Source organism: Verrucomicrobiia bacterium, assembly GCA_019634625.1.
GTDB lineage: Bacteria > Verrucomicrobiota > Verrucomicrobiia > Limisphaerales > CAIMTB01 > CAIMTB01.
Genome location: JAHCBA010000015.1, coordinates 101145 through 113702, shown reverse-complemented (window position 1 = coordinate 113702; position 12558 = coordinate 101145). Strand labels below are relative to the sequence as shown.

Below are 12558 nucleotides of genomic sequence, written 5' to 3'. Positions count from 1 at the left end.
GAGCCGCGGCGCGGCGGAGTGTGTTGATGAAAGCCATGAACACCCTTCCCTCCCTGTCGCGGTTCGCGGTTGCCGCCGGCTCCTCCCTCAAACCGCTCGCCGCATGCGTGCTGGTCCTCGTGGCGCTTGCCGTGGTGACAGGCGGCTGCGCGACGCATCCGCCGCTTCACGGCGCCATCGTGCGCAAGGACCACGCCAGGGCGAAGGCCCTGATCGAGCGGGGCCGCCACCTTGAGCGCCGGGATTCCGTCGGTGCGACGCCCTTGCACCGGGCGGCCGAAGCGGGGGACACGAACCTCGTTTTGGCGCTGCTCGATCGGGGCGTGGCCATCGAGGCCACCGCCCATGTCGACGGCGAAGCGCGGCAGCAGGGCAATGCGCTTGCCGGAGCGTTCGTGGCGGACCTTGGCATTCACTTCCTGGCGGCGATCGCGGGTGGACACGCCTACACCGACGTCCCCTATGGCCAGATGATCCGGGACAGGCGCGAGACGAAATCGCTCGCCCTGCGGGCGATCCAGGCCGCCGCGCTGTGTCGTGCGAAGCTGGAGCAGCTCACCGAGGCGACGCTGGCCAACCGCTGACGAGTTTCTCTCCCCACCCCAGCACAGTTCCTGACATGAAACCGTCGCACCTCACCCCGCTCCTTCGAAGCCCGTCTGCCCGAGGCCGGGCGTTCCCCACGTGCCTGCTCATGCTGGTTACCGTGGCATGCTTGCTTCGCGGCCCGGCCGTTCACGCTGCGCCCACGGTGGTGTGGCACGAGGACTTCGAGTCGGACCAGGTATGGGAGGACTGGTTTGTCGAGGGTGGGGTCTGGCAGGCCGGGGTGCCCACCAGCGGACCGGGGCGAGCGAAGGAGGGAACCCGTTGCGCCGCCACGAACCTCGGCGGGAACTATTCTGACAACGTGAACTCGCGACTGATCACGCATTCGTTTCTGGTGCCCGAGGCGTCGGAGAATCCGCGGCTGCGGTTCTGGCACTGGTTCGAATTCCATGTGGAGCTCCAACGCAACGCCGCTGAGCAGCCTGTCGAAGGGGGGGATTACGGGCGCCTTCAGATCCGTGAGGTGGGTGGAGCGTGGCAGAATCTGGGAGGGGAGATTCGTGGAAGCAGTTCGGGCGCTTGGAGTCCCGTGTCCGTCGGACTCGCGGCCTTTGCGGGCCGACGTGTTCAGATTGGCTTCCATCTTCATACGAGATGGAATTCGGCGCGAGCCCTGACCGAGGCACCTGGCTGGTATCTCGATGAAGTTTCACTGGTCCGTGGGCCGATCGAGTTCGGCGAGGGCGTGGAGGGTTTCGAGAACGGCGTGGGGGATTGGTCCGCCGAGTATGGGAGCTGGGAGGTCGGCCCGCTCCCGGCCAGCTTCGGGCCCCGCCGCGCGTTTCGGGGCGCCAATGTCATGGGAACGCGATTGGCCGCCAACTATCAGGACAACGCCCAGTCACGGCTGATGACTCCGGAGTTCACCGTGCCCGATGCCGACGAGAATCCGCGGTTACGGTTCTGGCATTGGTTCGAGTTCCATGTGGAGCTTCAACGCAACGCTGCTGAGCAGCCTATCGAGGGGGGGGATTATGGACGCCTTCAGATTCGGGAGGTGGGCGGGGCGTGGCAGAACCTGGGCGGGGAGATTCGTGGAAACAGTTCGGGCGCTTGGAGCCCGGTCTCGGTTGCCCTGGGGGGCTTTGCCGGCAAACGCGTTCAGGTCGGATTCAACTTCCAGGCCCACTGGAACTCCGGGCGTAGTCTCACCACCGCACCCGGATGGTATCTCGACGAGGTTTCGTTGGTCCGTGGGCCGATCGCCTTTCGGAATCCCGAGGGCTTCGAGGAGGGTCCGGGAGACTGGTCTGCCGAGTTCGGCTCGTGGGAGATTGGCGTCGTGCCGCTTGGTTTCGGTCCCCGGGGGGCGTATCGGGGGCGGAGCGTCATGGGAACCCGTGTAGCTGCCGACTATTGGGATAACACGGCCTCCCATCTGATCTCGCCTACGTTCCTGGTGCCGCCAGGGAGTTTGGAACCTCGTTTGAGCTTCTGGCACTTCCATGGGTTCTATGTGGAGTTGCAACGCAACGCCGCTGAGCAGCCTGTCGAAGGCGGCGACTACGGGAAGGTCCAGATCAGAGAAGTTGGGGGGGCCTGGCGCGACTTGAGCGGGGAGATCCGGGGTAGTAGTGGCGAGGGATGGAGTCCGGCAGGTTACCCACTGACATCCTACGCCGGCAGGACGGTGCAGATCGGGTTCTATCTTCACACCCGTTGGAACTCGGGCCGCACTCACAATACCGCCCCCGGCTGGTACATCGACGAGGTGAGCATTCGGAGCGGCTACCTGGACCGGATCGCGAACCAGGTGGTGGACGAAGGGGCTTTGATGACCGTACCGCTCTCGTTGGCCGCCCCGGTTCCGGAGGTGCGTCTGGGAAGCGATGCCCCGGACGGGATGCAGGTGGATCTGGGTGTGGTGACCTGGATTCCGGGCGAGGAGCATGGACCCGGGACCTACACGGTCACCGTCGAGGCGGTGGATCCGAACAACACGCTCACTCCCTTGGATTTCAGGACGTTTGAAGTGCGGGTCAACGAGGTCAATCAGCCACCGCAGATCGACCCGATTCCGCGGCAGACGATTGCGGCCGGGGTGCCATTGGTGTTCACGGTGACGGCGTTCGATCTGGACCGGCCGGTTCTTCAGGCCTTCACCTTCGGACTGGGGGACGGCGCACCAGCCGGCGCGAGCATCCAACCGCAGACGGGATTGTTCTCGTGGACGCCGACGGAGGAGCAGGCGGGTCGTGAGCACACGATCACCGTGCGGGTGACGGACAATGGGCAGCCGCCGATGAGCGGCATGGCCAGCTTCGTGGCGGGACCGGGAGAGGGTTGGCGGATCGGCGACTTCTCGCTGAGGGTCGGGAAGGCTCCGGGCGGAGGGTTGGAGTTCTGCCTTGCGGGGGGCGCGACGGCCGGGAAGTACGCCATCGAATGGGCGCCGGCGTTCCATGCTCAACCCAACCTGACGCAATGGACTCGCATTGGAGAACTGTCGGTCGCGGCGGGGGCACTCGGGTGCATGACGTTGGCGGCCGATGAAGGACCGTCGCGGTTCTATCGGGCGGTCCAGATCCCGTAAAAGGCGAGATCCATGGATGATTCAAGGGACGGTTTCCCACGGAGACACGGAGACACGGAGATGATGGGCAAGACACAATCCGGGCGCGGGATTGAGGGTCTTCAGGGGATCTTCTCCTCCGTGCCCTGGTGCCTCCGTGAGAGCCGCATGCTTGGGGTTTGCCTGAGCGGATGGGTGGAGGGAACCCACCGGGCGAGGAGAAGCATTCTCGCGGCGCTGGTGTTTGCGGGGAGTCCGGCAGGGGGTGCGGTGGCTGAGGACTTTTCAAACGACCCGGTGGCTTCGGGGCGGTTCGAGATGCGGGTGGGGGGGACGGAGTCGGGGTTTGAGCATGATGCGGCGGAGGGGCGGCTGCGGGCGGTGCTGGATGTGGATCGGGATGCGGCGTTCTATCTGTCGCGGCCGTTCGGCGCGGTGACGGATGGGGTGGATGCGAGTTTCTCGGTGCGGTTCCGGGTGGAGGAGGTGGACGACCGGTTTTCGCCGGCGGGGTTCTTCGGGTTGATGACGGACCGGTCGCTGGGGGATTTCGGGGATGGGCTGACGATGGTGGTGTCCACGGCGGAGGGGCGCTTGGTGGCGAATGCGACGATCGAGCAGGGGGAGTTCCAGTCAGGTGGGGCGGCGGTGCCGCTGGAGTTGGCACGGGAGTATCTGGCGGTGGGACGGTACAAGTCGGGGTTGCGAACATTGACGGTGGAGATCCTGGACGGGGCGGGGTTCACGAATCTGGTGGGGTTTTCCTCGGCGTTGCTGCCGCAGGGGCGGAGTCTGTCGGTGAACCGGATCGGGTTGCAGAACTCCGGGGCGCGGAATGTGGACCAGGAGGCGGGGTCGCTGACGGTGACGGTGGACGACCTGTTCACGCCGGCGGCGTTTCCGAACCGGCTGGCGATCGGTCCGGTGTCGGTCGAGGAGGGGAACGTGGGGATGCGAACGGCGTTGTTCCCGGTGACGCTGGTGCCGGCGAGCAGCGTGGCGGTGACGGTCGAGTACGCGACGTCGGACATCACGGCCACGGCGGGCGTGGACTATGTGGCGGCGGCGGGAACGCTGGTGTTCCCTCCGGGCGTCGGGTTGGTGCACATCCCGGTGTCGGTGATCGGGGATGTGATGGACGAGGACGACGAGACGTTCCGGGTGACGCTGAGTGGGGCGGTGGATGCGGTGGTGTCGGTGGGCGAGGCGATCGGGACCATCCGGGACGACGATCCGACGCCGACGCTTTCGATCCAGGACGTTTCGGTGGTCGAGGGGGACGTCGGGCTGGTGGACGCGGTGTTCGAGGTGTCGTTGTCGGCGGTCAGCGGTCGGACGGTGACGGCGCGATATGCGACCTCGGACGGGACGGCGACGGCGGGGAGCGATTACGTGGCGCGGTCGGGGCTGTTGACGTTGCCGGCGGGGGAGCGGGTGGGGCGGGTGACGGTGCCGGTGATCGGGGATGTGGCGATTGAGGCAGACGAGACATTCCGGGTGACGTTGAGCGGCCTGACGCATGCGGTACCGGGGCGGTTGGAGGCGGTGGGGACGATCCTGGATGACGACGAATGGCGGGTGCTGGAGATCGGGGATGTGACGTTGTTCGAGGGCGCGGCGGGGACGACGACGAATGCGGTGTTTCGGGTGGGGTTGTCGCGGCCGAGTTCGCTGGCGATCAAGGTGGAGTATTTGGCGGTGGGCGGTTCGGCGACCCTGGGGGTGGATTTCCGGGCGGCGTCGGGGTCGTTGATCTTCGAGCCGGGTCAGACGGAACGGGAGGTCGTGGTGGTGGTGATCGGGGACGATCTGCCGGAGCCGGACGAGACGTTCGTGGTGCAATTGAGCGATCCGGTGGGGGCGAGGATCGGGAGGTCGCAGGGGATCGGGACGATTCGGAACGACGATCCGTATCCGGCGTTTTCGGTGTTCGATACGACGGTGGTCGAAGGGAGCGGCGGGCCGGGCGAGGCGGTCTTCCGGGTGGTGCTGGCACCGGCGGCGAAGGAGATCGTCACGGTGCGGTATGCGACGTCGGACGGGACGGCGAGGGCGGGAGTGGATTACGGGGCGGTTTCGGGGATTCTGGAGTTCCCGGTGGGGACGACCGAGAGGGAGATCCGGGTGCCGGTGATGGACGACCTGCTGGACGAGGACGACGAGACTTTCCGGGTGACGTTGAGCGAGCCGACGCAGGCGTTGATTCAGAGGGGGGTGGCGACGGGGACGATTCTGGACGATGACGAGCCGCCGGAAATCTCGATCGCCGGGGTGTCGCTGGACGAGGGGCACAGCGGGCCGCGGAACGCGGTGTTTCCCGTGAGCTTGTCGCGGCCCAGCGGGCGGCGGGTGTCGGTGGGGTATGCGACCTCGGACGGCACGGCGCGAACGGGGGACAACGACTACCAGGCGCGGGTGGGGCGATTGACCTTCGAGCCGGGTCAGACGACGGGGGCGGTGACGGTCCCGGTCGTTGGGGATCGGCGGTACGAGTTCGACGAGACGTTCTTCGTGACGTTGAGCCAGCCGGAGAACGGGCGGATCGGGGCGGGAGCGGGCCGGGCGACCGGGGAGATCCGGAACGACGACGACCCGCCACGACTGACGATCGGGGATGTCCGGGTGGTCGAGGGACACACCGGGACGCGGGATGCGGTGTTCACGGTGGGATTGACGGAGGCAAGCGGGCGGCCGGTGACGGTGTCCTATGAGACGGCGGATGGCACGGCGCGGGCGGGGAACGATTACATCGCTGCGTCGGGCACGTTGAGCTTCAGTCCGGGCGAAACGAGCAAGCCAGTGACGGTGAAGGTCATTGGGGATCGGGTGGCGGAGCCGGACGAGACGTTCCTGGTGAGCCTGCGGAACCCATCGGAGGCGGGTTTGCAGCGGGAGCGCGCGGTGGGGACGATCGAAGACGACGATGTGTGCGAGATTTCGATCGAGGATGTGACGGTGACCGAAGGGGATTCCGGAACGACGCAGGCGGTCTTTCGGGTGAGTCTTTCGGTGGCGAACAGCCGGACCGTCACGGTGCGGTACGCGACGGCCGATGGCACGGCGACGGCGGGCGAGGATTATGAGGCGCGAAGCGGCGAGCTCGAGTTTGCGCCGGGAACGACGGTCGGGACCGTCGTGGTTCCCGTGATCGGCGACTGCCGGGTCGAGGCGGACGAGCGGTTTTATGTGGACTTGAGCGGCGCGGTGAACGCCGGGGTGGCACGGGCGCGCGGCACGGGAACGATCCGGGACGACGACAGCGGGCAATTGTTCATCGACGACGTCACGGTGATCGAAGGACCGGCCGGGACGACGACACCGGCGGTGTTCACGGTGCGGCTTTCGGCGGCGAGTTGCGAGACGGTGACAGTGCGGTACGAGACGGCGGACGGCACGGCGACCGAAGGGGAGGACTATCGGAGGGCAACGGGGCTGCTGACGTTTCCGGCGGGGACTGTGGCCCTGCCGGTGACCGTCACGGTGTTGGGAGACGACATTCCGGAGCCGAACGAGATGTTCTTCGTGCGGTTGAGCGATCCGGTGCGGGCGACGCTGGGGCGGCAGCAGGGGATCGGGACGATCGTGGATGACGATCTGGTGGTGGTCGTGGTGCCGGTACGAACGTCGGTGATCGTCGAGGATTGTCTTCCGGCGAATGGGGCGATCGATCCGGGGGAGACCGTGACGGTGAACTTCGCGCTGGCGAATGTGGGGAGCATCCCGACGACGAATCTGATCGGGCGCCTGGTGGAAGGGGGAGGGGTCACGCCGATCAGCGGGCCGCAGCCATTCGGGAGGTTGGAGGCGCGCGGGCCGGAAGTGTCGCGGCCGTTCACGCTGCGGGTGGACGGGGAGTGCGGCGGGGTGGTGGAGGCGCGGATGGAGTTGAGGGAGGGGACCGTGCCGCTGACGAACGTGGTGTTCCGGCTGACCCTGGGGACCCTGGTGGGCGGGCGATGGGTGTGTTGCCGGACGGCGGATGTCGGCGTCGCGGTGCCCGGTGTGCCGGAGACCGTGGAGGTCGGACAACCGCTGACGTATGTGGCCGAGGTGGCGAATCGCGGGCCGCTTCCGGCGACGGCGGTGGGGCTGACGAATCGGATTCCGGCCGGCGTGCGGCTGATTTCGTTCGAGGCGACGCAGGGGGGATGCGAGCTGGAGGGGGATCTGTTGCGTTGCGCGTTGGGGCGGATCGAACCCGGGGAAGGGGCCCAGGTGATCGTGGTGGGGGTGCCGGAAAGTCCCGGGGATCGCATCGCGATCTTCCGGGTGGGAAGCGTCGAGAACGATCCGAACCCGAACGACAACGTGGCGGTGGTGGCGACACGGGTGCTGGCGCCGACGGGGCTGTCGATCGGGGATGTGGCGGTGCGGGAAGGGGACACCGGGACCACGAACGCGGTATTCACAGTCTGGTTGCAGCCGGGCAGCGGGCGGACGGTCACGGTGGATTACGAGACGGCGGACGGCACGGCGATGGCGGGTGTGGACTATGTTCGCACACAGGGGCCGCTGACCTTCGCGCCGGGAACGACGACCGCGACGGTGATGGTGCCGGTGCTGGGAGATCGGCTGGTGGAGGCGGACGAGACCTTCCGGGTTGTGCTGAGGGATCCCGTCAACGCGGTCATCGCCGAGGGGCGCGGCATCGGGACGGGCACGATCCTGGATGACGATGTGCCCGCGTTGACGGTTGAGGATGTCACGGTGGAGGAACCGCCGGACGGGGGTCGGACGGAGGCGGTTTTCCCATTGCGCCTGGAGGTTCCGATCGGCCGGCGGGTGTCGGTGGCCTATGCAACGGCCAACGGCACAGCCATTGCCGGGCTGGATTATGAGGCGACCTCCGGGGTGTTGATGATCGAAGCGGGACAGACGGAGGCCCAGATCCGGGTGGGGGTGCTGGGGGACACGGTGACGGAACCGGACGAGACCTTCCACCTGGTGTTGAGCCGGCCGGAGAACGCGACCCTGAGCCGCACGAACGCCACCGGAACGATCCTGGATTTCGACGGGATCGTGCCCTCGATCACAATCGACGATGTGCGGGTGGTCGAAGGTCGGTCGGGGACGACGACGCAGGCGGTGTTCACGGTCCGGTTGACGGTGCCCAGCCGTCGTGCGGTCGGGGTCACGTACACGACGGCCAACGGGACGGCGGTGGCCGGGAGCGACTATGTGCTGACCTCGGGGCAGCTTGAATGGGCGCCGGGGACCACCGAACAGCGGATTGCGGTGACGGTGCATGGCGACGACCTGCCCGAACTGGATGAGATCTTCCATGTGCGGCTCAGCGATCCGGTGAATGCGGTCCTGGCGGTGAGCCAGGGGACCGGAACGATCGTCAACGACGACTACCTGGGTCGTCCCGAGGCGGCGGGCTGGGCGCTGATGGCGGAGGAATGCGTGCCTGCCAACGGCGCGGTGGACCCGGGCGAGACCGTGACGTTGCAGTTGGCGTTGGTGAATCGGGGGTTGGGTCCGATCGGCAACCTGACGGCGCGCCTGCGGGATACCGGGCGGGTGACCGTCCTTTCTGGGGCGCAGTCGTACGGCGGGGTCGGGGTGGGCGGGGGGGCGGTGAGCCGGCCCTTCACGCTTCAGGCGATGGGCGGATGCGGGGAACGCCTGACGCTGTGGCTGGAGGTGGCGGACGGCGACCGTTCCCTGGGGGCATTGCCGTATGAACTGGTTTTGGGGCGGGAGTCGGGCGGGCAATGGACCTGCTGCACGCAGGCGGACCTGCGGCTGACGGGGAACGGCACGCCGGAGCCGGTGACGCTTGGGGGTCTGCTGACGTACGCCCTGGTCCTGGAGAATCTCGGTCCGGGCGAGGCCGAGCGGGTGCAGGTGCTGCACCGGCTTCCTGACGGCGTGCCGTTGGTGGCGGCAACCAGTCCGGCGGGAGAAGTGACGGTTACGAACCGGGATGTGGTCGTTTCGATTCCGTTGCTGCGGGCGGGCGAGAGCGTCGCCATGGCGCTGGAGGTCGAACCGGTGCGCCTTGGGAACCTGATCTACCTCGGGCAGGTGCAGTCGGGGACGGCCGATCCGGTGCCCGGCAACAACCTGGTGGTCATCGCCAACCGGGTGGACCCGCCGCCTGGCCTGTCCATCAACGATGTGACCGTCACCGAGGGACCTGGCGCCCGGGCGGTCTTCACGGTGCGGTTGCATCCCCCTTCCGGGCGGGAGGTGACAGTGGACTACGCGACGCTCGATGGCACGGCGGTGGCCGGAAGGGACTATGTTCCGGCGTCGGGCACGCTGCGGTTTCCGTCGGGGACCACCGAATTGCGGTTGTCGATCGAAGTTCTGGACGATGCGGAAGACGAGCCCACGGAATTCTTCCAGGTGCAGTTGAGCCGGTCCGAGGGGGCGGCGGTGGCCAGGGGGCGGGGGACGGCGACGATTCTGGATGACGATCCGCCGGGGCTGTCGATCGGGGACGTCGAGGTGAACGTGGGGCGAGAAGGGGCCGCGGTGGCGATCCTTGAGGTGACGTTGTCGTCACCGGGCGAGCGGGACGTTCGGGTGCGGTATGCGACGCGGGACGGGACGGCGAGTTCGGGGACGGATTACGAGACGCGGGCCGGCGTGGTCGAGATGCCGGCGGGGGAGACACGAGGACGGGTGGAGGTGGTGGTGAGCGGGAACACCTTCGATGAGGGCATCGAGTGGTTCTTCGTGGACCTGTCCGAGCCCGAGCATGCGAGTCTGATCCGGCCGGTGGGAAGGGTGACCATCACCGACGAGGATCCGGGTGTCGTGTCGATCGCCGATGCGCGGGTGCTTGAGGGCGATCACGGCACGACCAACGCGGTCTTCGAGGTCCGGTTGACGGCGCCCAACCGCTTCACCGTGCGGGCCGACTACAGCACCGCGGATGGGACGGCACGGGCCGGGGAGGATTACCTGGCGCGGGCGGGGGCGGTGTTGTTCGAGCCGGGCGAGGTGCTGCGGACGGTGTCGGTGCCGGTGCTGGGGGACCGGGTGTACGAGCACGACGAGACGTTCGAGGTGCGGTTGAGCGAGGTGCGCAACGCGCGGTTCGGCCGGGACCGCGCCGTGGGGACGATCGTGAATGACGACCCGATGCCGACGCTGGAAGTGGCCGATGTCCGGGTGCCCGAGGGGGATGAAGGGACGACGGTGGCGGCCTTCGGTGTCGCCTTGAGCAATCCGAGCAGTTTTCCCGTGTCGGTGCGCTACCGCACAGGGAACGGGTCGGCTTTGGCGGGGCTCGACTATCGGGCTGCCGCGGGAACGTTGCGGTTCGAGCCGCTGCGGACTACGGCGACCCTTCCGGTGGAGATCATTGGGGACCGGTTGGATGAGCCCGACGAGACGTTTCATGTGGAGTTGTTGGAGTGGGAGGGCGCGATGCCGGGCCGGGTGCAGGCGGTGGGGACGATTGTGGATGACGATCCGCCCCCCGAGTTGTCGGTGGATTCCGTCAGCGTCATCGAAGGGGACGAGGGAATGACGGACGCCGTGTTTTCGGTTCGGTTGTCGGGACCGAGCGGCTTTGAAGTGACCGTGGATTATGCGACCGCCGACCTGCCGCCCGGGCCGACCAGTGCGACGGCGGGCCTGGACTATCGGGCGACGTCCGGGACGCTCCGGTTTCGACCGGGAGAGACGGGAGCGCAGATCCGGGTCGAGGTCCTGGGAGACACCCTCGAGGAGGAGGACGAGCGGTTCGAAGTGCGGCTCGTCCGGGCGAGCCACGCCACGTTCCGGATCGACCGGGGGTTGGGGACCATCGTGGACGACGACCGCACGGGCGGAGGCGGGACGGAGTGTCCCCGGTTTCTGACCGTGGTGGCGCCGCGGGATCGGGCCTGCTATGCGCCGGGCTCGACGCTTCACCTGGCGGCCACGCCGGGGGACGGCGACGCCGACCGGATCGAACGGGTCGAGTTCCATGTGGGGTCGATGCCACTGGCCGTTGTCCGGTCCAGCCCATTCGCGGTCGATTGGGAGGAAGTGCCGGTTGGGGACTACTGCTTCACTGCGGTGGCGTACTGTCGGGACGGCGCGATGACGGTATCGGAACCGGTATGTGTGGTGGTGCGGCCTCTCGCGGGAGACGTGGCGATTGTCGGGAACGGGGAGGGTTCGGAGATCGAATTGATGGAGGCGTACCTGTGGGACATGGGGTTGTGTCCGGTGGTGTTTGACGAGGCGACGGCGGATTTCGAGGCGTTGCGTCCCTTCCGGCTGGTGATCTGGAACGATCTTGGCGAACCCGGCCTCACCGGAGTTCAGGCCGAGTTGTTCGCCCGCCTGCACGCTGAGGGCATGCCGCTGTATCTGATCGGGGAGCGGTTGGGGTCATCGGGTGAGGCGCTCACGGGCAGTGCCCGGGTGGCGTGGCAGTCCCTGGTGCAGGCCGGGCCGGTGCAGGGTCGCACGGGCGCGGGCCGGATCATCCTTGACAGTTCGGTCGAGTATGAGGCCATCCGTCACGGGCACTTCGGGGTGTTGGAGGAGTGGATCGAGCATCCCGGCGGCCTGGAGGTGGTGACCAATGTCGATCCCGAGTCGGAGACCCTGGGGCGCGCCGGGGAGTCGGAAGTGCTGGTGATTCATCCGGGGTTTCAGGAGGTGGACTACGGACAGACGCGAACGGTGCGGCAGCACTTCCTGGTGGCGCGCGGGGACGATCCGGCGGGGCAGTTCAATCGGAAGGCGCTGTTTCAGAACGCGGTCTGCTGGCTGATCCGGTGTCTGGAGTGCGGGGCGTTGAGTCTGGCGGTGGAAATGGACGGGCCATCCGGAGTGGTGCGGGCCGGGGACGAAATCGCCTATACGGTGACCGTGCGCCACGGTGGGGAGTGCGAGGGCGTGGGCGTCGTCGTGACCCACGAACTCCCGCCGAACGTGGAATTCCTGCATGCGGAGTACCGGCAGGGCCGTCTCGAGTGGCGCGGTGGGACACTGGTCTTCCACATGGGACACCTTGCCAGGTCATCGGTGAACGAGATCCGGGTGATCGGGAGGGTTTCGCGGCCGGGCCTGGCGACAAGCCAGGTATCGGTGCGTGGGAACAACGAGTATTTCGACGAGACCAACCTGGCCCGGTGGGAGGTGGAGGTCGGGGGAATCGAACTGCTGGTGACGCGGGACGTCGGGGGCGGCATGCGGTTGGGCGTGCGGGGTCCAGTCGGGTGGCGGTATCTCATCGAGCGCGCTGAGGCGCTCATCGGGGAGGGGAGTCCGTGGCGGACTGTCGGTGAGTTCCGGAGCGAGGTGGAGACGACGTGGATCCCGATCGTCGCCGAGCCGGGCACGGCCGCGGGCTTTTACCGGGCGCGCCACGTGACGGGAGGGGGCGAGTGAAAGGCTGCAAGGCGGTGGATCCGGCGGGATCCTTCGATGAGCTTCCGCAGATCCGTGTTGTTTCGCTCGGTTGGCCCGGGGTGGGGCGGGAT

The 12558-nt window shown here is 67.4% G+C and carries 3 protein-coding genes; all 3 read left to right on the top strand.

What is annotated here, in order from left to right; all coding sequences use genetic code 11:
* Positions 1 to 35 precede the first annotated feature (35 nt).
* The 3 genes from KF833_11160 to KF833_11150 all read left to right on the top strand — a co-directional run bounded on the left by KF833_11160 (position 36) and on the right by KF833_11150 (position 12466).
* Complete coding sequence (locus KF833_11160) at positions 36 to 584, top strand: hypothetical protein (GenBank protein ID MBX3745855.1); 549 nt, start codon at positions 36 to 38, stop codon at positions 582 to 584.
* Between the two features lie 122 nt (positions 585 to 706).
* A complete protein-coding gene (locus tag KF833_11155; protein MBX3745854.1) occupies positions 707 to 3142 on the top strand; it encodes a cadherin repeat domain-containing protein in 2436 nt (811 codons plus the stop codon).
* Between the two features lie 60 nt (positions 3143 to 3202).
* Positions 3203 to 12466: a DUF11 domain-containing protein gene (locus KF833_11150; protein ID MBX3745853.1), complete on the top strand. Its 9264-nt coding sequence runs from the start codon at positions 3203 to 3205 to the stop codon at positions 12464 to 12466.
* Positions 12467 to 12558 lie beyond the last annotated feature (92 nt).

Excerpts from the sequence above, each read along its gene's own strand:
- KF833_11150 (MBX3745853.1), top strand. The coding sequence starts at position 3,203 with ATGATGGGCAAGACACAATCCGGGCGCGGGATTGAGGGTCTTCAGGGG.
- KF833_11160 (MBX3745855.1), top strand. The coding sequence starts at position 36 with ATGAACACCCTTCCCTCCCTGTCGCGGTTCGCGGTTGCCGCCGGCTCC.